General features: G+C 41.5%; 24 protein-coding genes. All 24 read left to right on the top strand.

The genetic code is table 11. From position 1 onward, the window contains the following. Window positions 1–8: 8 nt before the first annotated feature. The 24 genes from nbaC to ABE65_RS04825 all read left to right on the top strand — a co-directional run bounded on the left by nbaC (window position 9) and on the right by ABE65_RS04825 (window position 21,985). Complete coding sequence (gene nbaC / locus ABE65_RS04705) at window positions 9–548, top strand: 3-hydroxyanthranilate 3,4-dioxygenase (protein WP_066391885.1); 540 nt, start codon at window positions 9–11, stop codon at window positions 546–548. Then, entirely contained in the window at window positions 536–1,582 is a 1,047-nt protein-coding gene (locus ABE65_RS04710; RefSeq protein WP_066391888.1) for an amidohydrolase family protein, read from the top strand. Before nbaC ends, ABE65_RS04710 begins: the two co-directional genes overlap by 13 nt. Next, window positions 1,554–2,024: a RidA family protein gene (locus ABE65_RS04715; protein ID WP_082861293.1), complete on the top strand. Its 471-nt coding sequence runs from the start codon at window positions 1,554–1,556 to the stop codon at window positions 2,022–2,024. Before ABE65_RS04710 ends, ABE65_RS04715 begins: the two co-directional genes overlap by 29 nt. 3 nt (window positions 2,025–2,027) lie before the next feature. Further along, the gene (locus ABE65_RS04720; protein ID WP_066391895.1) at window positions 2,028–3,497 is read left to right on the top strand and encodes an aldehyde dehydrogenase; all 1,470 of its coding nucleotides are present in this window, start codon (window positions 2,028–2,030) and stop codon (window positions 3,495–3,497) included. Window positions 3,498–4,140: 643 nt separating this feature from the next. Then, a complete protein-coding gene (locus ABE65_RS04730) occupies window positions 4,141–4,926 on the top strand; it encodes a 2-keto-4-pentenoate hydratase (protein ID WP_066391900.1) in 786 nt (261 codons plus the stop codon). Between the two features lie 27 nt (window positions 4,927–4,953). Then, complete coding sequence (locus ABE65_RS04735; protein ID WP_066391902.1) at window positions 4,954–5,859, top strand: acetaldehyde dehydrogenase (acetylating); 906 nt, start codon at window positions 4,954–4,956, stop codon at window positions 5,857–5,859. Further along, window positions 5,849–6,871, top strand: coding sequence for a 4-hydroxy-2-oxovalerate aldolase (gene dmpG, locus ABE65_RS04740; protein ID WP_066391904.1), 1,023 nt, complete (start codon window positions 5,849–5,851; stop codon window positions 6,869–6,871). Before ABE65_RS04735 ends, dmpG begins: the two co-directional genes overlap by 11 nt. A gap of 3 nt (window positions 6,872–6,874) precedes the next feature. Then, window positions 6,875–7,675 (top strand): 2-keto-4-pentenoate hydratase, encoded by an 801-nt coding sequence (locus tag ABE65_RS04745; RefSeq protein WP_066391906.1) that lies wholly within the window; start codon window positions 6,875–6,877, stop codon window positions 7,673–7,675. A 10-nt stretch (window positions 7,676–7,685) separates the two neighbouring features. Continuing rightward, entirely contained in the window at window positions 7,686–7,865 is a 180-nt protein-coding gene (locus tag ABE65_RS04750) for a 4-oxalocrotonate tautomerase (protein ID WP_066391908.1), read from the top strand. Window positions 7,866–8,250: 385 nt separating this feature from the next. Then, window positions 8,251–9,147, top strand: a complete 897-nt coding sequence (locus ABE65_RS04755; protein ID WP_066391910.1) for a manganese catalase family protein — start codon at window positions 8,251–8,253, stop codon at window positions 9,145–9,147. Window positions 9,148–9,234: 87 nt separating this feature from the next. Then, window positions 9,235–10,056: a sensor histidine kinase gene (locus tag ABE65_RS04760; RefSeq protein ID WP_066391913.1), complete on the top strand. Its 822-nt coding sequence runs from the start codon at window positions 9,235–9,237 to the stop codon at window positions 10,054–10,056. Next, a complete protein-coding gene (locus ABE65_RS04765; RefSeq protein WP_066391915.1) occupies window positions 10,053–10,685 on the top strand; it encodes a response regulator in 633 nt (210 codons plus the stop codon). The genes ABE65_RS04760 and ABE65_RS04765 overlap by 4 nt, the downstream gene beginning before the upstream one ends. Before the next feature lie 119 nt (window positions 10,686–10,804). Then, the gene (locus ABE65_RS04770; RefSeq protein ID WP_066391917.1) at window positions 10,805–12,178 is read left to right on the top strand and encodes a PepSY-associated TM helix domain-containing protein; all 1,374 of its coding nucleotides are present in this window, start codon (window positions 10,805–10,807) and stop codon (window positions 12,176–12,178) included. Window positions 12,179–12,200: 22 nt separating this feature from the next. After that, window positions 12,201–12,842 (top strand): SCO family protein, encoded by a 642-nt coding sequence (locus ABE65_RS04775; RefSeq protein WP_066391919.1) that lies wholly within the window; start codon window positions 12,201–12,203, stop codon window positions 12,840–12,842. 207 nt (window positions 12,843–13,049) lie between these two features. Beyond that, entirely contained in the window at window positions 13,050–13,331 is a 282-nt protein-coding gene (locus ABE65_RS04780; RefSeq protein WP_066391923.1) for a DUF3817 domain-containing protein, read from the top strand. Between the two features lie 430 nt (window positions 13,332–13,761). Next, the gene (locus tag ABE65_RS04785; RefSeq protein ID WP_082861294.1) at window positions 13,762–14,391 is read left to right on the top strand and encodes a flavodoxin family protein; all 630 of its coding nucleotides are present in this window, start codon (window positions 13,762–13,764) and stop codon (window positions 14,389–14,391) included. 16 nt (window positions 14,392–14,407) lie between these two features. Continuing rightward, window positions 14,408–15,691, top strand: a complete 1,284-nt coding sequence (gene egtB / locus ABE65_RS04790; RefSeq protein WP_066391924.1) for an ergothioneine biosynthesis protein EgtB — start codon at window positions 14,408–14,410, stop codon at window positions 15,689–15,691. Next, entirely contained in the window at window positions 15,688–16,653 is a 966-nt protein-coding gene (egtD, locus tag ABE65_RS04795) for an L-histidine N(alpha)-methyltransferase (RefSeq protein ID WP_066391926.1), read from the top strand. The genes egtB and egtD overlap by 4 nt, the downstream gene beginning before the upstream one ends. A 144-nt stretch (window positions 16,654–16,797) precedes the next feature. Then, complete coding sequence (locus ABE65_RS04800) at window positions 16,798–17,769, top strand: ring-cleaving dioxygenase (RefSeq protein ID WP_066391927.1); 972 nt, start codon at window positions 16,798–16,800, stop codon at window positions 17,767–17,769. A 205-nt stretch (window positions 17,770–17,974) separates the two neighbouring features. After that, window positions 17,975–18,760 (top strand): peptidoglycan-binding domain-containing protein, encoded by a 786-nt coding sequence (locus ABE65_RS04805; RefSeq protein ID WP_066391928.1) that lies wholly within the window; start codon window positions 17,975–17,977, stop codon window positions 18,758–18,760. A 106-nt stretch (window positions 18,761–18,866) separates the two neighbouring features. Beyond that, window positions 18,867–19,808 carry a VanW family protein gene (locus tag ABE65_RS04810; protein WP_066391929.1) on the top strand — a complete coding sequence of 314 codons (942 nt, stop codon included), beginning with the start codon at window positions 18,867–18,869 and terminating at the stop codon, window positions 19,806–19,808. Window positions 19,809–19,862: 54 nt separating this feature from the next. Then, entirely contained in the window at window positions 19,863–20,723 is an 861-nt protein-coding gene (locus ABE65_RS04815) for an MBL fold metallo-hydrolase (RefSeq protein WP_066391931.1), read from the top strand. Between the two features lie 17 nt (window positions 20,724–20,740). Further along, complete coding sequence (locus ABE65_RS04820) at window positions 20,741–21,511, top strand: alpha/beta hydrolase (protein ID WP_066391932.1); 771 nt, start codon at window positions 20,741–20,743, stop codon at window positions 21,509–21,511. A gap of 15 nt (window positions 21,512–21,526) precedes the next feature. Then, entirely contained in the window at window positions 21,527–21,985 is a 459-nt protein-coding gene (locus tag ABE65_RS04825) for a GNAT family N-acetyltransferase (protein ID WP_066391934.1), read from the top strand. The last annotated feature ends 3 nt before the right edge of the window (window positions 21,986–21,988 follow it).

The following is a 21,988-nucleotide window of genomic DNA, read 5'->3' on the forward strand; positions in this document are numbered from 1 at the left end:
AAATCGTAATGAGTACAACGACTTTAAAATCTTTTAACCTATTAAAATGGATCGATGAAAACAAAGATCTTCTCAAGCCCCCAGTTAACAACAAAGTGATCTGGCAAGATTCCGAATTTATCGCCATGATCTTAGGCGGTCCGAACAAAAGACGTGATTTTCACGTCGATCCTTCTGATGAATTCTTTTATCAAATCAAAGGCAGCTGTTACGTAGAGATCATCAATAAGCACGGTAAGCGTGAAGTGGTTGAATTAAAAGAAGGAGACGTGTTCATGCTTCCGGCAATGGTTCCTCATTCCCCGCATCGTGTGGCGAATTCTTATGGTCTCGTAATTGAGCGTAAACGCGCACAAGGTGAGCTTGAAGACTTCGTTTGGTTCTGTGACCGCTGTGATTCTGAGATGCATCGCGTGACCGTGCAATTGAGTGATATTGAGAAACAAGTTAAAGAAGCGATCCACAGCTTTAACTCGAATGAACGAGTTCGTCTATGCAAAGACTGCGGTTATCAGATGCCTGAAAACGTGGAGGAATGGAAGTGCTAAGAATCGACTTTCACACACATATCATTCCAGAGTCGTTTCCTGACTTTGCCGAAAAATATGGTGGAGAAAGGTGGCCGGTGTTAAACCGGACTTGTACTTGCGGCGCATCCATTATGGTAGGCGGAAAAAACTTTAGAGATGTTACCGATCAGGTGTGGGATCCGAAAAAAAGAATACAGGACATGGATCGCGAAGGGGTAGACATTCAAGTGCTATCCCCGATCCCTGTTACATTCTCGTACTGGGCTCCACCTGAACAAGCGGAAATGATGGCAAAAATCCAGAACGACTTTATAGCCGAAACCGTGAATGAATATCCCGACCGCTTTGCTGGTCTAGGAACGGTTCCGATGCAGAATTCAGAAACAGCAATCCGTGAGATGGATCGCTGTATGAACGAGCTTGGACTTCATGGGATCGAAATTGGAACAAATATAAATGGACAGAATCTTGATCATCCTGACTTTATTCCGTTTTTTGAGATGGCAGAAAAATGGGAAGTGCCGCTTTTTATTCATCCGTGGGAAACGCTTGGGAAAGAACGGATGCCAAACCATAACTTTATGTACACGATCGGGATGCCGAGTGAAACGGCATTAGCTGCAGCTTCACTTATCTGGAGCGGCATGATGGAAAAATTCCCTAAACTAAAAATTTGTTTTGCTCATGGCGGCGGTTCGTTTCCTTACTTAATTCCACGCCTTGATCAAGGATGGCAGGTGTGGCCGCATCTGCGTCTTACAACACATCCGCCGAGTCATTATGCAAAACAGTTTTATTTTGATTCATTAAATTACGATCAAATGAACATCCGCTATATGATGGAGCGATTCGGTTCAGACAAGATCTTTATGGGTTCTGATTATCCGTTTCTATTGCGTGAAGTGAATCCCGGAAAAGTCCTGGATGAAACGCTTGAGCTGACGGATGAACAGCGCAAAGGGATGTTTGGCGGAAACGCTGCTGAGTTTTTAGGTCTTGGAAAACGAAAGCGGGGTGCAGTTGTTGCAAGTCATGCAAACACCGGAGGATAAGCTTGAAGCGTTAGGTATCGTCCTGCCAGAAGTGCGCAGAGCTGTTGGGAACTATGTTGGCTGTGTAAGGGTAGATAATCTTCTTTTTACAGCCGGACAAGGTGTCGATCAATATCACGGAAAGCTAGGAAGAGACTTATCTGTAGAGGACGGATATGCCGCTTCTCGCCAATCCATGCTGAATCTGTTGGCAGTCGTTCAGAACGAGCTTGGAAGTTTAAATAAAGTGAAACGTATTGTAAAGATTCTTGGATTCGTGAATTGCACCGAGGATTTTATCGAACAGCCAAAAGTGATTAACGGTGCGTCCGATCTTCTTGTTGCTGTTTTTGGAGAAAGAGGTAAACATGCTAGATCAGCCGTAGGCATGGCCCAGCTACCTGGTGGAACAGCGATTGAAATTGAGATGATTGTTGAAGTGGAAGATGAGAAGGGGGACTAACAAATGAAAGCAGAAACCCTCACACTGCAAGTGAAAGTGAATAACGCAAAATTGTTCATTGACGGAGAATATGTGGATGCATTTTCAGGAGAAACCTTTGAATCCATCAATCCAGCAACAAATGAGAGGTTAGCTCTAGTTGCAAACGGCAGTGAACAAGATGCCAAACGAGCGATTCAATCTGCGAAAAATGCTTATGATAGCGGCGTCTGGAGCAAGATGCCTGTAGAAGAACGATCTGATATTTTATGTAAAATGTCAGATCTTATTATGGAAAACGTAAATGAACTTGCGATGGTTGAGACGCTCGACGTAGGAAAGCCAATCAAAGAAAGCCGTGGATTTGATATTCCGAGAGCGGCTTCCAATTTCCGTTTTTTTGCTGAGATGTCCAAGTACATGGTGAGTGAGCATTATGACAAACACAACATCATGTCGTACGCCAAATACAGTCCAGCAGGAGTTACAAGTCTGATCATCCCTTGGAATTTGCCGTTCATGCAGATGACGTGGAAAGCATCAGCAGCACTAGCGGCTGGAAACACAGTTGTCGTTAAGCCCGCATCTTACACACCACTTTCTGCAGTAATGTTCGGAGAAATCGCCAATAAGGCAGGTCTGCCACCAGGTGTACTAAACATTATCACTGGACCGGGAAGTACGATGGGAGCTGCGATGACGACTGATCCAAACGTCCGCCGCATCTCGTTTGTTGGTGAATCGAACACTGGGAAAACGATTATGAAAAACGCGGCTGAAAACCTGATTCCTGTATCGCTTGAGTTGGGTGGAAAGTCGGCAAACATCGTTTTTGAAGATGCCGATCTGGATGAAGCGGTAAAAGGGTCTATTGATGCGATCTACCGAAATCAAGGGGAGATCTGCCTTGCAGGATCGCGTTTGCTTTTACAAGAAAGTATCTATGACCAGTTTATGGACAAATTTGTGGATGCTGTAAAAAACATTAAAGTAGGTGACCCAAAGCAGGAAGAAACAGACATGGGTGCACTCGTGTCAAAAAGTCACTTGGAAACCGTGGAAACATATGTAGACATCGGTATAAAAGAAGGAGCAAAGCTTGCTTATGGCGGTAAACGGGTTGAGGCTCTTGGGAACGGAAACTTCTATGAACCTACCGTCTTATATGACGTGAACAACAAGTGGCGTGTAGCACAAGAGGAGATTTTTGGGCCTGTGCTCGTTGTTATCCCGTTTAAAACAGAAGAAGACGCGATTCGTATCGCAAACGATTCACAGTACGGATTGGCGGGGGTTGTATGGACGAACGATTTACGCCGCGCTCAGCGTGTTTCGGCTGCCGTAGATTCAGGTCTGTTGTGGGTGAACTGCTGGTACATAAGAGACCTGCGTACGCCTTTTGGTGGTTCGAAGGCAAGTGGTATCGGGCGTGAAGGCGGTAGACACAGCTTCGAGTTTTATTCGGAGGCAAAGACGATTACGATGAAGCTTTAGAGAGTGGTTGAACACTGCTTTTGTAAGTAGTTGATTTGCGCTCCAGGTTACTCGCTTTCCGCGGGGCAGGGCGGTGAGCCACATTCGGACGTTTCACTCTTAAGTGTCTCACCTGCCCACCTGTCCCGCAGGAGTCTCGCACCTTGCGCTCCAATCAACTTGCAGGTGATGAAAAAAACAAAAGCAACAATCCATAGGAAAGACAATGGTGCTCCTGCGTCTACAAGCAATGCGCCCGAAACATCTTCCCACGTCGCTTGCCTTGCAAGAAAGGTTATTAGGTGATAGGCACGCACCCGACGCTCCAATCAACTTCAGCAAAGCATTTAACAATTGTGCCATCTTTAAAAGTTTATGTATACAGCACTTTAGTGAAACGTGATTGGACTCCAGTCGCGTTTTGCTCTATGAAAAGACTGTTTTTAATAGAACTATGTTTAATTCTACTTTGATAAGTTGATAGGAGTGGAAGATGAGTGACTCTCGGCTAGGACAAGGGGGAAGGTGAGAGCCTTAGGGCGCAAAGTGGCAAGGGGCTCACCGCCTGCCCCGCGGAAAGCGAGCATCTGAAAGGAAATCAACGACTTTCAAAAGCAATAAGGATTGATAAAGAAGCTTTGAAAAAAGAAAGGAGGAAGTAAAAATGCAGAAACAAGTGATTTCGAAATTAACAGAAGAACTTTTAGAAGCAGAAGAGAAGCTGACTCCGGTAGAGCCGCTATCTACGCGTTTCCCAGAACTGTCGGTTAAGGATTCATATGAAATTCAGCTTGAATGGGTTGAAAGAAAGCTTGAAGAAGGTCGTATAGTGATCGGAAAAAAAGTAGGGCTTACGAGTAAAGCGATGCAAAATTTGCTTGGAGTAGATGAACCGGATTACGGCCATCTGCTCGATCATATGAAGGTTTCTACAGGGGCTGTTCTGTCTAGAAAAGATTTCATTCAACCAAAAGTTGAAGCAGAGATCGGCTTCATCTTAAAAGATGATTTGCAAGGTCCAAACGTTACCTATATAGACGTCTTAATGGCTACCGAGGCTATCGTACCTACATTAGAGGTCATAGATAGTAGAATAGAAGATTGGAAGATACAGCTAGTAGATACGGTTGCAGATAACGGTTCATCAGCAAGAGCAGTTGTTGGTAAACCTTTTTATGAGTTGGATCAGATTGACCTTCGCATGCTAAGTATGACGCTGTTAAAGAATGGTGAGATCACAGCAACAGGAGCAGGTGCGGCTGCCTTAGGTCATCCGGCACATGCTGTTGCTTGGCTCGTTAACAAACTAGCAGACTATGGTATGTCATTAAAAGCGGGTGAACTGATTCTACCAGGAGCTCTATCAGGTGCAATCGACATAGATTCGGGTGATGAAGTGACTGCTACATTTGGAAAGCTAGGCACTGTAAGTATCTCATTTTGTGAATAAAATCCAGCATAGAAAGGATCAGCCACAGTGAAAAAAGTAAAGGCGGCGATTATTGGTTCGGGCAATATTGGCACAGACTTAATGTATAAACTCCAAAGAAGTGATGATCTTGAACTTACAGCAATGTTCGGAATCGATATGAAGTCTGAAGGGTTAAGGCGTGCAAACTCTGCTGGATACCGAGTGTTTACAAATGGCATTGATGACTTTATTGATAGACCAGATCTGGCTGACATTGTGTTTGATGCAACTTCAGCTAAAGCTCATCTTCGTCATGCACAACTTTTAAAAGATATGGGAAAGACTGTGATAGATCTTACTCCTGCGGCGATTGGCCCCTTCGTATGTCCTCCTGTTAATTTTAGTGAACATATAGAATCACAGAACATTAATATGATTACGTGCGGCGGACAAGCAACAATTCCGATTATCCATGCGGTCAATTCTGTTGCAGATGTCTCGTATGGAGAGATCGTTGCAACGATCTCATCATCAAGTGCAGGACCAGGAACACGTGAGAACATCGATGAATTCACACTAACTACGAGACGTGGAATTGAGGAAGTCGGCGGAGCGGAGAGAGGAAAAGCAATCATCATCCTAAATCCAGCAGATCCCCCTATTCTCATGAGGTCGACGATATATTGCGAAGTTAAAGAGATAGATGAAGATAAGATACGAAAAGCAATCTGCGAAATGGAAAACAGCGTTAAAAGCTATGTACCTGGCTATCGAGTGAAAAGTGATCCTCTATTCGATGGGAATCGGGTAACGGTATTTGTTGAAGTAGAAGGAGCCGGTGATTATTTTCCGAGATATGCTGGGAATCTAGATATTATGACCTCAGCTGCAAGACAAGCTGGCGAAATGGTTGCGAAGCGTTTGATAGGAAAGTCGAACATGAATAAGGCGGTGACAGCAAATGATGCGTAAAAGCGCGTTGCCTCTAAAATTTACAGAAGTCTGTCTGCGTGATGGCAGTCACGTTATGTCGCATCAGTTCACAGAAAGACAAGTATATGATGCGGCAAAGTCACTTGATGAAGCAGGTATGCATTACATCGAGGTCAGCCATGGCGATGGATTAGGCGGTTCCACCTTGCAGTACGGAAGATCTCTTATCGATGAGATGAAGTTAATAGAGACAGCGGCTGGAGTATGTAAAAATGCAAAAATTGCCGTCCTCTTAATTCCGGGGATTGGAACCGTTCATGAATTAAAGAAGGCACATGAGTTGGGAGCTAGTCTCGTTCGTGTTGCAACTCATGTTACAGAGGCTGATGTTTCAGCCCAACATATACACATGGCTCGTGAACTGGGAATGGAAGTATGCGGGTTTTTAATGATGGCCCACTCGGCTCCTGTTCAAAAGCTTGTTGAACAAGCAAAGTTGATGGAGTCATATGGTGCAGAAGGTGTTTATGTAACCGATTCTGCAGGAGCATTATTGCCGCATGAAGTAAAAGAAAAAATTGCGGCTTTGCGGGGATCACTTGATATTGAAGTCGGATTTCACGCACATAACAATCTATCAGTAGCAGTTGCTAATACACTTGTTGCGATTGAAGAAGGAGCGACACGCATCGATGGAAGTGTCCGCTGTTTAGGTGCAGGAGCAGGAAATACGCAAACAGAGGTATTGCTTGCTGTACTTGAGCGCATGGGAATACACACAGGTATTGATCTCTACAAAATGATGGACCTAGCAGAAGATGTAATCGGACCGATGCTGCCGGGTGCACAGGAAATTCGAAGAGGAAGTTTAGCTATGGGATATGCAGGGGTTTATTCAAGCTTTCTTTTGCATGCAGAACGTGCGGGTAAACGCTTTGGTGTGGATTCAAGAGATATCTTAATAGAATTAGGCAAACGAAAAGCCGTAGGTGGCCAAGAGGATCTAATCCTAGAAGTTGCAGCTGACCTAAAAGCCAAACTGGAGGTGTAGAAGATGACGGTTACGAATAAGACGAAAGTGGATTTGGTTGATTATCTGTTAAGAGCGGAAAGTGATGTGACGGAAGTGGTCAAGATTACAGACCAATATCCTGAACTATCTATTGAAGAAGCATACGATCTGCAAAAAAAATTGATCGAAAGACGCATGGAGAAGACACAAACAAAGCGTATAGGCATTAAGCTTGGACTAACGAGTAAAGCAAAGCAAGAGATGATGGGTATTCATGAAGCGATTTACGGTTATCTGTTGAGTGATATGCTCGCATTCGAGTGGGAACCTCTTCAGCAACACCGTCTCATCCACCCAAAAGCTGAACCAGAGATCGCTTTTATCATGGGTGAAGATTTAATAGGAAAAGATGTGACAGCATCAGATGTTATGAATGCAGCAAAGTATGTGGTAGCTGCGATCGAAGTGATCGACAGCCGTTACAAGGACTTCCGTTTTACACTTCCGGATGTTGTGGCAGACAATTGCTCATCAGCCAAATTAATTTTAGGCAGCAAGCTAGTTCGTCCTGAAGAACTTGATCTGGCGAATATCGGAATGGTGATGAGTAAGAATGGAGAGATGATGACAACCGGTGCTGGTTCGGCTGTTCTTGGACATCCTGCAGAAGCGGTAGCTTGGGCTGTTCAAAAGCTTGCCGAGCGTGGTGAAGGTTTATGTAAAGGAGATATCGTTTTGAGCGGGGCATTATCTGAAGCGATCGCTTTTGATATGGATGATACAATCGTCGCACAGTTCGATGGTCTAGGTTCTGTTACACTTTCTTCGAGATATGTGAAGTAGGTGAAGAATGATGCCGATTATTCAAGTTCAAGTGATAGAAGGTCGTACAGATGAACAGTTGAGCAACCTGATGGATCGCTTAACGGTGGCAGCTGCTGAATCATTGGATGTAAAAAAAGAACAAGTCCGCGTGCTGATCCAAGAGATTCCCAACAAACATTGGGGAGTAGGCGGAAAACCAAAGCGTTAAGAGCGAGAGATGAGACCCTTTGCTAAGCAAAGGGTTTTCTTTTTTTGTTTGTGAGCGATTCTTAAGATTTGTGAGCGATTCTTGAGATTTGTGAGCGATTCTTGAGATTTGTGAGCGGTTCTTGAGATTTGTGAGCGATTCTTGAGATTTGTGAGCGATTCTTTAAATTTGTGAGCGATTCTTGGGATTTGTGAGCGATTCTTGGGATTTGTGAGCGGTTCTTGAGATTTGTGAGCAAGTCACGAGATTCACGACCGATACCAGAAATTCGTGCTATTTCTTATTCCTTTATTATAACCGCTCAATCTTCTCATGAAATAATCGGCATAGTACAATCTTGACATCACATACCCTTAAACGACATGCAATCGGAGGAGGGAGCTTTATGTTTAAACGCTTTAACCGGCTGGCGATCGAACTGCCGACACCGACCAATCCTGATGCGAATGCAGCAGCTGCAGTTCAAGAATTGCTAGGAGGCCGTTTTGGTGAGATGTCGACTCTTAATAACTATATGTATCAATCTTTTAACTTTAGAAAAAGAGGGAAACTTAAGCCGTTCTTTGACCTAGTCTCAAGTATTACTGCTGAAGAATTTGGCCATGTTGAGCTTGTTTCACACACGATCAACATGATGATCTATGGTACGACGCATCCTGGAGATGTGAACGACGCACCTATGGCAGCTGCTACCGATAAACGGAACACCCAGCATTTTATTGGTACGGCACAAACATCCTTTCCTTTTGATTCGATGGGTAAAGCTTGGAACGGCGATTATGTGTTCAGCAGTGGGAATCTACTTCTTGATCTTCTGCATAATTTTTTCTTAGAGTGTGGAGCAAGAACGCATAAGATGAGAGTTTACGAGATGACGAGTAACCCTGTTGCTAGAGAAATGATCGGCTATCTTCTTGTGCGCGGTGGAGTGCATGTTTTGGCTTACGCAAAAGCGATCGAGATGGTAACGGGTGTTGATATTAAAAAAATGCTTCCAGTTCCTGATCTAGAGAACTCAGCATTTGAAACGACGAGGAAATTTGAGGCTGAAGGGGTACACCGGAAGTTATATACGTTTAGTGATACGGATTATCGAGATATCGCGTTAATATGGGCAGGTCAGCATCCGTTAGGTGGTCCATTAGAAACGGTGATCGGTGCGCCAGCTGGTGCTCCGATGCCAGAATTACGTTCGATTTCTGAAGAGTTTGCACCAGGTATCTCTCATGAGGATTTTATGCAGATTGCTGAAAGACTGAAGAAGAATGCAGGAATAAGTTGATCAACCGGCGTGTAATCGTCGGTTTTTTTTGTGGTATGATTTATTAAGTTTATAGATTTTGTAAGAAAGTGAAGGGAAGTACGGTAGATGACATACAGACAAATTAAGTGGTTGATCCTGCTCATTCCAACAATTTCTGTTGGCTTATGGGAATACGTTAGACATACGGTGCTATTGCCTTATATATCTATGAGCATGGGAAACTGGCTCTCTACCATCATCGTATTTCTGGTTACGCTTTATTTTTTAAATATCTTGTTTGGTAGATTAGAGCGGATGCAGCAAGAACTTCAGAGAGAAAGGTCTGAAAAAGCGGTCTTAGAAGAACGAGAAAAAATTGCAAAAGAGCTTCATGATGGTATCGCACAGTCTTTATTTTTTCTCTCGGTTCAAGTGAATAAGTTAGGAAGTGAGTTTAGTAAAGATGATCATTCATATAATAAACTAAAAAAAACGTTGCAGCACATTCACGATGATACGCGAAGTGCGATTCAAAATCTTAGAAACTTACCGGCCGAAGCTGATATTTCGTGGACACGATCTTTGAATGCATTCCTCAATGATATGGAGTCGCAGCATGACATCGAGATACATCGCGATTGGAGTTTGAAAGATGAAGATCTTACTTCAAAAGAAAAGATCGAGCTTTTTGCTTGTGTACGCGAAGCGATCATTAATGTGATCAAACATGCAGACACGAACGAAGTATGGTTGAAAACGAGCACAACTCCAAAAGGTTGGATCTGTACCATAGTAGATTATGGATTGGGATTTGATTCCCATGAGCCAACAGAAGGATTCGGACTAAAAATACTACAAGACAGAGCGTATTCTATGGACTGGAAACTAAAGATCACCAGCACGAAAGGAAATACCACGGTTATGATTGAGAAGGAGGAACTTGCATGACACAGCCTATTCGTTTATTGATTGTAGATGATCATCATCTAGCTCGAGAAGGTGTGAAAGAGATTCTTGAGTGTCAGACTGAGTTTGAAATTGTTGGTGAAGCATCTAACGGAATACAAGCGATAGAGAAGACAAAAACTCTTATGCCCGATCTTGTTCTTATGGATATTTCTATGCCAAAGATGAATGGATTTGAAGCGACTAAAGAAATCAAGAAGCAGTTTCCCAACGTAAAAGTCGTCATCATGACGGTTTCTTACGACATTACGGATTGGTTTGAAGCTTTAAAGCGGGGGGCACAAGGATATCTTCTCAAAAATTTGAATACAGAAGATATGTTAAACGGATTAAAAGCTTATGCCATGGATGAAATACCGATGTCGAAAGAGATGGCTTTTCGCATTTGGAAAGAGTTTAAGAGGGATGGACAAGCAGAGCAAGCTCTATCGGTTCGGGAACAGGATGTGCTTCAACTGGTAGCAAAGGGACATTCCAATAAGGAAATCTCAAAAGTTCTCAATATCTCGGAGAATACGGTTAAAACGCATATGAAGAACATATTGGGAAAACTGCATCTAGAAAATCGTGTACAATTAGCGAGTTACGCTTACGATAACGGAATCGTTTAAATTCCAGTGTCATACAATTGACACAATTTTATTTTGGTAATCACCCTTTAGAGTGATTACCATTTCCAGCTTGTTGTTTATACTTTTCCATATTGAGTACGAATAAGGAGAAAATAAATATGCAAGCAACAGCTTATAAGTTACCAGAAAACAACGAGAATGCTTCAAAAAAAACCAACAGTCTCTATCAGACGTTTTGGAGATGGCATTTTTATGGCGGTATTATATTTGCACCTTTTTTGATTTTACTTGCTATTAGTGGAGCATTATATTTGTTCCAAGCTGAAATCGAAACGATGATCTATAAAGACAAGATCATTGTTCAAAAAGGCGATCAACCTCTTCCGCTCTCGCAGCAGATTGATAACGTTCAAGCGAAGTATCCTGATGCAGAAATCGGTTCGGTCAGACTTCCGAAAGAAGATAATCGAGCTACTTTAGTAAAAGTGATAGAAAATGATGTTGTTACACAGGTTTATGTAAACCCATACACAGCGTCTATAACAGGAACGATACTTGATGAAGATCATTTCAAAAATGTTGTCGCTAAGCTTCACAGTGAATGGATTGTTGGAGGAACGTTCATTAACCGGTTCGTTGAGCTAGCCGCATGTTGGACAATCATCATTTTGGTAACAGGGCTTTACATTTGGTGGCCAAGAAACAAGAAGACTTTCATGGGAACGATCTTTCCGCGCCTTAATAAGAATGGCCGCATGTTCTGGAGAGATCTTCACGCAGTGACAGCGTTCTGGCTGTCGTTGATGATACTAATCCTTATCGTTACTGGGCTGCCATGGTCAGGTGTGATGGGAGAACAGATCAATAAGCTGGCGACGAATGCAAATGCAGGTTATCCAACTTATGCATTTATGGCGCCAACGGCAGAAAAGACAACAGATGAGATCGCAGAAGATATTCCATGGGCAACGGAGAACAATCCAGCTCCAACATCAACAAAAGATGACGGATCACTTTCTGTTGATCAAGTGATGTACTTAGCTCAAGAGAACAAGATTCAAAAGCCTTACACGATTTCAATGCCAGCAGGAGAAGATGGCGTATTTACTGTTGCTTCTTCAAGAGATAAACCGAAAAATGAAGCTACCGTCTACTTTAACCAGTATAACGGAGAAATAGTAGAAGATGTTAGGTTTAGTGATTACGGCTGGATGGCTAAAGCGATTTCGATCGGAATTGCGCTGCATGAAGGTCATTATTTTGGTCTGGCTAATCAAATTTTAGGAGCAATAGCTGCTCTCGGTTTAGTAGCGATCGTCATCTTTTCTCTCATCATGTGGAAGAAACGTAAGCCTTCTGGAAAATTAGGAGTACCAAAAAAATCGGACAAGAAGCTAAAACCGTGGATCATCATCCTCATGGTCATAACAGGTATTGTTATGCCACTCGCAGGGATCTCTTTCGTATTCGTATTTTTACTAGATCGCTTTGTAATACCGCGAGTAAAACCACTTCAGGCTTGGTTGTCATAAAATTATTAGAGGTGAAGAAAAAATGAAAAGAATGATACTGATCTTTGGTCTAGTGCTGACGATGGCAATATTGTCAGCATGCGGTTCAGATGGATCAAAGGACGAACACGAGAATCATAAAAACCACGAACAACATAATAGCGAAAGCAAGAAAACGTCTCAGTCATTAGACTGGGACGTTCAGTCGTTTTCTTTTAAAGACCAAAACGAGGCTGAATTTGGATTGGAAGATTTAAAAGGGAAAGTGTGGATGGCGAATTTTATCTTCACGAACTGTACAACAGTATGCCCGCCTATGACAGCACATATGGCTAAACTTCAAGGAATGGCAAAAGAAGAGAAGGTTGATGTAGAATTTGTTTCTTTCTCTATCGATCCAAAAAGAGATAATGCTGATGCATTGAAGAAGTTTGGTGAAAACTATGACGCAGACTTTTCGAACTGGCACTTTCTTGGTGGCTATGAAGAGAAACAGATTGAACAGTTAGCAAGAGATTCATTCAAAACACCAGTTGTGGCTGATCCTAACTCAGACCAGTTCATCCATGCATCAGCCTTCTTCTTAGTAGATAAAGAAGGAAAAGTCGTATCCAGATATGATGGAGTAGAAAATACACCATACGAAGAGATAATTGCAGATATGAAAAATAGACTGAAAAAGTAAACCAGCTTTTTGGGGTAGTAGAAATAGAGCAAACACCCCGGTGGAAAAAGGAAAGCTGAGGAAAAGCAAAATAGTTGGGGGTCAGACCCCCAACTGTTTTTGCATTTGTTCACACAATAGTTATGGTTTGGAAGTCTATCTTCTACATACTTATGATAAAACTATAGGTAGAATCGTCATTATGTAATAATGGAGGTATATTCAGTTATGAATCCAATAAAAACGTTAAAAACGGTAGGGTATCTTGAAGGAGCTTCGTTCTTGATCCTTCTTTTCATCGCCATGCCGTTGAAGTATTTCTTAGATCAGCCGATGGCCGTATCAATTGTTGGTGCTCTACACGGTCTATTGTTCGTTCTTTATATTCTAGTCATTCTGTATGTGTATAACGTGAAGAAGTGGCCGATTATGCGTGCATTCTTGGCATTAGTTTCTTCTGTACTGCCTTTCGGACCATTCATTTTCGATCGTAAGTTTTTAAAAGATTAATACTGTTTGAGGGAGCCTCCTTATTTAGGAAGGCTCTCTTTTTTATGAGGTAAAAGGTAGAGAAGGTGTGTCATCATTTGTCGAAAAGCCTATATTTTTCGATTTTGACTTAATTGAAGCTGAATCAGACTTAATTATTTACTTTTAGACTTAATCGATAGCGTTTTTAGCTTAATTACTAGCGACCAAGACTTAATAAGCCTCCCCAGCAACACCACAGGCTAAAGATGTGCTTTCCACAGGAACACGAAACAGGTTGTTGTACTCCTCGGAAGGAATAGCTAAATTCCCAAAGCTCACTGAACAGATACCCATAGTAATTTTAAATCGTTTTGTTCCTACCATGTTAAGAATTCGTGTAAATTGTTTTAATTTTCTAATTTTCGGCTATTTATACTTTAATATGGTTTTTAACAGGAGGGACAATCTCATGATTAAAGCAATTCTACTTAATGCGTCTCTTAAAAGTGGGGATGAAGTCTCTAATACCGAAAGCTTGATGAACGAAGCGGTGCATATTTTAAATAAGAACAACATAGATACTGAGATGGTAAGGCTTGCTGACTACAGGATCGCCTATGGCGTATCAGCAGATGAGGGAGCGGGTGATGAGTGGCCAGAGATTTTTGAGAAAGTAAAGTCCGCTGATATTCTTATCATCGGAACACCACTTTGGCTCGGTGAAAAGAGCAGTCTTGCTACACAAGCAATAGAGCGGTTATACGGAGCAAGTGGCATGACGAACGAAAAAGGCCAATATATATTTTATAACAAGGTGGCAGGTGTTGTTGTGACAGGTAATGAGGATGGAGCGAAACACGCGAGTGCTTCTATTCTGTATGGCTTGTCTCACATTGGGTTCACCATACCGCCGAATGTGGATACATATTGGGTTGGTGAAGCGGGTCCAGGACCTTCCTATATAGAGGCGGAAGGCAACCATAATGATTTTACGATGCAGCACAATAAAATAATGACGTACAATCTGATTCACTTTGCAAAGCTATTAAAAGAACATCCTATTCCAACAGAAGGCAATGTGGTTGAAAGCAACAGCTAATTAAGGGAGGATATTTATGGCAATCGATCAGATAGCGGTAGAAAGATTAATTGGGCAATTCGAAAGGATCAGGTCATTATCAGAAAAACTAGCATCAAAACTTCAAAATGAAGATACGATCATTCAGGCAATGCCAGATGTGAGTCCGCCAAAGTGGCATCTTGCACACACGACATGGTTTTTTGAACGATTCATCTTAAAAGAAAAAAATTCCTCGTACATTCCTTTTAATCCTAAGTATGATTATCTTTTTAATTCCTACTATGAAACGATTGGCTCCTATCATCCCAGACATTCTAGAGGTGTGCTTTCCAGGCCCTCGATGGATGAAGTGTATGCGTATCGCGACTATGTAAACACAGAAATTTTGAGTCTTCTTAGAGACTATGGAGATGAGGTTCCAAAAGAAGTAGAAGATTTGATTGAGATCGGGCTTCAACACGAACAGCAGCACCAGGAACTTCTTTTAACAGATGTAAAATATAATTTTAGCTGCAATCCTTTACTACCTTCGTATACAGAATCTTCTTCTTCGCCTGATCACACAAATTCTAGGCAAAAATCACAAGTTACTGAAATTAAGATCGAAGGAGGACTCGTTGAAATTGGTTTTGATGGACCTGGGTTCTCATTTGATAATGAACGGCCTCGTCACAAGGTTTGGCTGAATGCTTATCAGATATCTTCCCATCCTGTAACGAACGGAGAATACCTTTCATTTATTGAGGCGGGGGGATATGAACAGCCTGAGCATTGGTTGTCGGATGGCTGGGCAACCGTTAAAAAAGAAAAATGGAAACATCCTCTTTATTGGCGTAAGAGCGAGGATGGCTGGTACACGTTCACATTAACAGGTGAAAAGAAATTGAATCTAGATGAACCTGTTTGCCATGTAAGTTTTTATGAAGCGGATGCCTTTGCTAGGTGGAGCGGAAAAAGGCTGCCAACAGAAGCAGAATGGGAATATGCAATGAGTTCCATTCCAATAGAAGGGAATTTTGTTGAGGAAGAATCTTATCATCCGATGACTAGTGAAACCCAGAATAAATCACCGATTAAGAAAGCATTCGGAGATGTATGGGAGTGGACCAGCAGCCCCTACACCTCGTATCCAGAGAGCAAACCTCTTGAAGGTGCGCTCGGTGAATACAACGCGAAGTTCATGTGCAATCAAATCGTGTTGCGCGGAGGATCATGTGCGACTTCGAAATGGCATATTCGACCTACTTATCGCAACTTTTTTCAAGCGGATAAAAGATGGCAGTTCAGTGGAATTCGTTTAGCGGGGGATCTCACATGAAAACGGTAAAATCGAACGTCCATTATCACATCGGAAACGAACCAGAAACCGATATGTACGGTGAGGTACTCCAAGGACTACAACAAGAGAAAAAATTCATTTCTCCCAAGTATTTTTATGATAAAAAAGGTTCAGAACTGTTTGAAGCGATTACGATGCTCTCAGAATATTATCCGACTCGAACAGAACTTCTGATTTTAAATAAATACAAACATGAAATGGCTAAAGCGATTGGAAGCGATACGGCACTCGTGGAGTTCGGAAGCGGGAGCAGTGAAAAAGTGAGGACGCTTCTTGAGGCGATGCCTGAACTTAAAGAATATGTACCGATTGATATCTCTAAAGATTTTCTGTATCAATCCGCACGAGCGCTTTCGATTGAGTATCCTCATCTCGACGTTCATGCGGTGTCTGCGGATTACACGGATAAGTTTGAGATGCCAGAGCTCTCATCAAAACGAAAAGCTGTATTCTTTCCAGGGTCTACGATTGGGAACTTTGAGCCCCAAGAAAGAATGAATTTTTTAAAGATGACAGCAGAATTCCTTAAACCAAATGGTGGTCTATTAATCGGAGTCGATATGAAAAAAGATCATGCCGTGTTGAATGCGGCTTACAATGATAATAAAGGGATCACAAGTCAATTTAATACAAATTTATTGAATCGATTGAACAGAGAACTTTTGGCAAACTTTGACCTTCAAAAATTTAAACATCATGCTTTTTATCATGCAGAAAAGGGCAGAATTGAGATGCATCTTGTAAGCCTGATCAACCAGACGATAACCATCGGCGATGAAAATATCTTCTTTTCTGAGGGGGAGACCATTCACACGGAGAATTCTTATAAGTTTACGATTAGTGAGTTTCAGCAAATCGCGAAAGCTTGTGGGTTCACACCGAAACAAGTATGGTGTGATGATAAGAACTGGTTCAGTATGCATTATCTGGTTGTAGAGTAGATGTAAATCCAGGGGACTCCTTTTATAAGGAGTTTCTTTTGTGTGAACAGGTTAATGGAAAAGAGCGTATTCAAAGCTTTTTGTTGGGCATTTTCTTAGCAAAGAGTGATAATAAAAGAAAATGGTATGGGAGAGGGATGGGTCATGAAACTAAAAGGAATTCACCATGTTTCAGCGTTAACTGCAAAAGCACCTGAAAATTTTAAATTCTATACAGAAGTAATGGGTTTAAGGCTAATCAAAAAAACGGTAAATCAAGATGACACAAGTGTTTACCACTTATTTTATGGTGATGAGAAAGGGAATCCTGGAACAGAGCTTACATTTTTTGAAATTCCGATGGCTGGAAGAAATCATGATGGAAACAACAGCATTTCGGCTATCTCACTTCGTGTAAAAAATGATGATGCACTTCGTTTTTGGAAAGATCGCCTAAAAGAACATGGTATTGAAGCAGAAGATGTAATGGAACGCGCAGGTCGTAACTCGTTAGCGTTTAGAGATCCTGAAGGTCAGAGAATGATCTTAGTTTCTGATGAAAACAACAAAGGCGTAGCTGGTGGTCAGCCGTGGAGCAAAAGCCCCACACCGCAAGAACATGCAGTCGTGGGGCTTGGACCGGTACGGTTAACTGTACCTGCAGCTGAACCAACTGTACAAGTGCTAACGGAACTATTAGGCTTCAAAAAAATCGGAACCTATGCACCTGAAGTGGCAGGTCAACCTGAAATCATTGTGTTAGAAACAGGAGAAGGGGGCAGTGGTGCTGAAGTTCATGTAGAAGAACGAAACGACCTCCCCCAGGAACGACTTGGCCGAGGTGGAGTGCACCATGTAGCTTTTCGAGTAGATAATGAAGAAGAGCTTCGCGAATGGATTGAAAAAGTAAAAACATCTAGATTTCCGAATTCTGGATTTGTAGATCGTTTTTATTTTAAATCTCTTTATTTCCGTGAACCCAATCGTATTCTTTTTGAACTCGCAACAGATGGTCCTGGATTTGATACAGATGAAGACTTAGAGCATCTGGGAGAATCACTTGCACTACCGCCGTTCTTAGAAATCCATCGTGATGAGATTGAAGCGAAATTAAAACCTCTTCATACAAAACTATAAAAGTTTTAGCCTAGCCTGAATTCTACAGAATTTCAGGCTTTTTTTTATGGAACTTTTTAAAGTTTCGTTTTTAAAGTAACAGGCAACCCCACTGCAAAAATGGAAAAAGCTCTTTGTTCAGAAAAAAGAAATACGTCATAAAAAAGGTATTTTAGGAAAAATTAAAAAACGTCACAACCATAAAGATAAAAGGAGATGTAAAAAGATGTATTGGCAAAAAAACGCAAAGAATATTTCTAAGTATGTGAGTGCTTTTGTATTGGCGTTAGCACTACTTTTGGGTACTTCAAACGCTGCTTCTGCAGTCGGCAAGAATGCAAAAGGTCCAGATGTATACGCCATTCAATCCATGTTAAAATCCCTAGGCAGTTATTCTGGTAAAATAAATGGTTATTATAACGCATCAACAGTGAAAGGTGTAAAATACTTTCAAAAGAGTCATGGACTTCCTGTAACAGGATCAGTTGATGCACGTACGTATCAATCCATTCTTTATGCTTACTCTTCTTTAAAATTACCTAAAGTTCGTCAAGGTGGCGGAGCAGGTCAAGGTGGCGGAGCCGGTCAAGGTGGCGGAGCAGGTCAAGGTGGCGGAGCAGGTCAAGGTGGCGGAGCAGGTCAAGGTGGCGGAGCAGGTCAAGGCGGCGGAGCAGGTCAAGGCGGCGGAGCAGGTCAAGGCGGCGGAGCAGGCCAAGGCGGTGGGGCTGGCCAAGGTGGCGGAGCAGGTCAAGGCGGCGGAGCAGACCAAGGTGGCGGAGCAGGTCAAATCGAACAAGGTGAAGGCCAGCAACAAGAACAACAACAAGGTCAACAAGAAGAAGGTCAAGAGCAAGAAGTACCGAAGCAGATGGAAGAACAAAAAGGTGAGACACCACAAGCACCACAAGCACCTAAACAAGAAATGCAACAAAAAGATTCAAAACAAAGTCCAAGTGTTCAACCTGGAAAGAGCGGTCCATCACCAGGAATGAAAGATAATGGAAAAGATTAAAAATAGAGTATGAAAACCAAAATTTAAATGAAAATAACAAAGAGGTCATGTTTATGATCTCTTTGTTTTTATGAAAAAGAGAAATAATGAATCGGAGTGATCGGTCATGTTGCAAGTATGGTTAGCTGGACTTCTTTTATTATCATCAACTGTTGAACAAAAGGCAGAAACCTTAATCGTGAATCAGGAAGGGCAAAAGCTTGCAGAGGTGAGCCGCAAACAGTTCGAGGGTTCAATACCAGGGTTTCCGATGATCGATGACACCAAATATAATCAGTTTGTTGATCTGCTTGATAAAAGATCATATAAAGCACCGGTTAATGCAAAATTAAATGATTATGGCGGCATCATACCAGGACAAGTAGGTTATAAATTAAATCGAAAGTTGTTTAAAGAAAAGTTTTACACGTACTTTTTTGAAAAAGGACCGAAAATGATTGATGTGCCAGAAATGAACATCTATCCGAAAGTAGATACGGAAGTACTTGCTCATATTAAGAGTCAGCAGATTGGGCAATATGTTACATACTTTAATTCAAATAATAAGAGTCGAACAACAAACATAGAGCTTGCTGCACATGCACTAGACAGTCATGTTGTTTTTCCGAATGAAACCTTTTCGTTCAACCAAGTCGTTGGGAAAAGAACTACGGCAAAAGGGTACAAAAGTGCCCCCATTATCGTAAGAGGGGAATTGTCAGAAGGAATTGGTGGGGGAATCTGCCAAGTATCATCCACTTTGTTTAATGCTGTGGATCGGGCTGGATTAAGAATCGTTCAACGCTATTCACACAGCAAACGAGTGCCATACGTGCCATCAGGTAGAGATGCGACGGTTAGTTGGTACGGTCCAGATTTTCAGTTTCAAAACAAATACAATCAGCCCATACTCATTCGTGCAAAGCGTTATGGTGGAAGTTTAATCATCAAACTGTATTCTTCTGAGATTCTTGATCAACGAACACGAAAAGTACCGAATGCACCAACTCATATACCTGAAGAAATTCAAACCGATCAGAATGTGCATCTTTCTAACCCTAAAAGATAATTTAAAGTACAATAATGATGTAATACATCTGTTTGAATAGGGGAGTTGTATCGTTTGCAAACATTAGAAAAACTAACAGAACGTTTTTGGTACCAAACACCTGTTTCAGAGACAGATCGACCCATTTTGGGAGCTGTTGTAGGGAATGAAAGGACTCTGATGATCGATGCAGGCAACTCAGAAAAACATGCATCTTATTTTTTGGATGAGCTACGTAAAAATAACATTCAAAAACCGGATCTAGTCGTTATCACACACTGGCATTGGGATCACATTTTTGGGTTGCCTGCATTAGATATTCCTTCCGTTTCTTCAGCAGAAACAAAAACAAAAATGCAGGAACTTCTTCCTTTTTCATGGAGTGATGAAGATATTGATGAGAGAGTCAAGCAAGGTGTTGAAATCGAATTTTGTGCAGAAGCTATAAAAAAAGAATTTCCAGATCACCGCAACATCAAAATAAAGCTACCGACCATTACGTTTCATGAGAGAATGGAGATCGATTTAGGTGGAGTAACCTGTGTTCTTCAACATGTTGGAGGAGACCATACAACAGATTCAATCGTTGTGTACATAAAGGAAGAAAAGATTTTATTTTTATCCGATTGTCTCTATGCCAATATGTACGCACCTGAAAATAATTATACGGTGAAACGAACACTGGATTTGTTAGATCAACTAGTATCCTTTGACGCAGATTATTATATCTTCTCTCATTGGAAGGCAGCGACGAAACAAGAGTTTGAAACCGAAACAACGATGTTGAGTAGATTCGCAACCCTCACAAAAGAATTTGAAGGTAATCAACAATCCATTGAAGAAGAATATAAAGTCCAGGTTAGTCGAGAACTAAATGAAGATGAACGTGAAACCTTGCAGTTTTTTGTTAACGGTTTCAATCTTGACCTAGATTAATAGAATGGGAGAAGAAAATGTTACAGACGTTTAAAGTGGCCATTGAACAATTCGGAGGAATAGAAAGACCGATTCGTGTGTGCCTGCCTTACAACTATAAAGACAATCAAGAACATTATCCTGTACTGTATATGCATGATGGTCAAAATCTATTTCGTGATGAAGATGCTAGCTATGGTGTTTCATGGGGCTTAGCTGATTATTTAAAAACGAGTAAAGTTCCTCTTATCATCGTAGGTATCGACTGTAATCATGAGGGGTTCGAACGTTTTAATGAATACGCGCCATGGGAAAATCCCACAGTGGGACCAGAACTTCTTAAATTTGAAGGAGTTTATGGAGGAAAAGGCAAAGCATACATCGAGTTTATTCTACATACGTTAAAGCCCCTGATTGATCAAAAATATAGAACGAAAACAGACGAAACCTTAATGGCAGGCAGCTCGATGGGGGGCCTGATCTCGACATATGCAGCTTGTCGCTACCCTCATATATTCAAAAGAGTAGCAAGCCTTTCTTCGGCTTATTGGTTTAATCAAACAGAGATTGAGAATTTTATAGAAGAAAGTGACTTAAGTGAGCTTAAAAGATTTTATATGGATATCGGAACCGATGAGGATACATCAAAAGTGGATGCTGCTCATTACATACGTTCTTCTGAAGAAGTCTATGAAGTTATAAAGAAAAAGAATATCGACATGCAATTTGAAATTATCGATGGCGGAGTACATCATGAGACAGCTTGGCGAGAAAGGATGCCTAAGATCATTGAATATCTGATGAGGTAAAGGGGAGATAGGCGTTTGATCACATTTGAGAGAATGGACAATATGCAGTTTAAAGAGTACCTAAAGTTTATGCTGCCAGATTATATTCGTGATACAGCAGAACATTATAAACTAGATCAAGAGCTAGCCACTGAAAAAGCACAAAAACAAATGGAACAGCTGCTTCCTGATGAGGAACAAACAGAAGGACAGCATTTATTTCACATCAAAGAGGGTCAAGATTTGGCCGGTTATCTTTGGTTTCATGTTTCAAAAGAAGAGAAAAAAGCTTTTCTTTATCATATTTATGTGCTGAATGCATTCCGTAAGCGAGGGATCGCTCAGACCGCTCTTCGTTTTTTTGAGAATGAATCGAAAGATGAAGGAGCGGACTATGTAGGTCTACATGTGTTTGGTTCGAACGAAAATGCGATCGATCTATATAAAAAGCTAGGTTATAAACAAGCATCTATATCAATGAACAAAGTTTTGTAAACG

It is taken from the genome of Fictibacillus phosphorivorans, assembly GCF_001629705.1.
In the GTDB taxonomy this organism is placed as follows: Bacteria; Bacillota; Bacilli; order Bacillales; family Fictibacillaceae; genus Fictibacillus; species Fictibacillus phosphorivorans_A.

Bases quoted from the DNA above. Each gene is read 5' to 3' on its own strand.
- ABE65_RS04765 (WP_066391915.1), top strand. From the start codon at position 10,053: ATGACACAGCCTATTCGTTTATTGATTGTAGATGATCATCATCTAGCT.
- nbaC (WP_066391885.1), top strand. From the start codon at position 9: ATGAGTACAACGACTTTAAAATCTTTTAACCTATTAAAATGGATCGAT.
- ABE65_RS04720 (WP_066391895.1), top strand. From the start codon at position 2,028: ATGAAAGCAGAAACCCTCACACTGCAAGTGAAAGTGAATAACGCAAAA.
- ABE65_RS04745 (WP_066391906.1), top strand. From the start codon at position 6,875: ATGACGGTTACGAATAAGACGAAAGTGGATTTGGTTGATTATCTGTTA.
- egtB (WP_066391924.1), top strand. From the start codon at position 14,408: ATGGCAATCGATCAGATAGCGGTAGAAAGATTAATTGGGCAATTCGAA.
- ABE65_RS04810 (WP_066391929.1), top strand. From the start codon at position 18,867: ATGTTGCAAGTATGGTTAGCTGGACTTCTTTTATTATCATCAACTGTT.
- ABE65_RS04800 (WP_066391927.1), top strand. From the start codon at position 16,798: ATGAAACTAAAAGGAATTCACCATGTTTCAGCGTTAACTGCAAAAGCA.
- ABE65_RS04710 (WP_066391888.1), top strand. From the start codon at position 536: ATGGAAGTGCTAAGAATCGACTTTCACACACATATCATTCCAGAGTCG.
- ABE65_RS04760 (WP_066391913.1), top strand. From the start codon at position 9,235: ATGACATACAGACAAATTAAGTGGTTGATCCTGCTCATTCCAACAATT.
- ABE65_RS04730 (WP_066391900.1), top strand. From the start codon at position 4,141: ATGCAGAAACAAGTGATTTCGAAATTAACAGAAGAACTTTTAGAAGCA.
- ABE65_RS04775 (WP_066391919.1), top strand. From the start codon at position 12,201: ATGAAAAGAATGATACTGATCTTTGGTCTAGTGCTGACGATGGCAATA.
- dmpG (WP_066391904.1), top strand. From the start codon at position 5,849: ATGATGCGTAAAAGCGCGTTGCCTCTAAAATTTACAGAAGTCTGTCTG.
- ABE65_RS04770 (WP_066391917.1), top strand. From the start codon at position 10,805: ATGCAAGCAACAGCTTATAAGTTACCAGAAAACAACGAGAATGCTTCA.
- ABE65_RS04750 (WP_066391908.1), top strand. From the start codon at position 7,686: ATGCCGATTATTCAAGTTCAAGTGATAGAAGGTCGTACAGATGAACAG.
- ABE65_RS04820 (WP_066391932.1), top strand. From the start codon at position 20,741: ATGTTACAGACGTTTAAAGTGGCCATTGAACAATTCGGAGGAATAGAA.
- ABE65_RS04785 (WP_082861294.1), top strand. From the start codon at position 13,762: ATGATTAAAGCAATTCTACTTAATGCGTCTCTTAAAAGTGGGGATGAA.
- ABE65_RS04780 (WP_066391923.1), top strand. From the start codon at position 13,050: ATGAATCCAATAAAAACGTTAAAAACGGTAGGGTATCTTGAAGGAGCT.
- ABE65_RS04755 (WP_066391910.1), top strand. From the start codon at position 8,251: ATGTTTAAACGCTTTAACCGGCTGGCGATCGAACTGCCGACACCGACC.
- egtD (WP_066391926.1), top strand. From the start codon at position 15,688: ATGAAAACGGTAAAATCGAACGTCCATTATCACATCGGAAACGAACCA.
- ABE65_RS04805 (WP_066391928.1), top strand. From the start codon at position 17,975: ATGTATTGGCAAAAAAACGCAAAGAATATTTCTAAGTATGTGAGTGCT.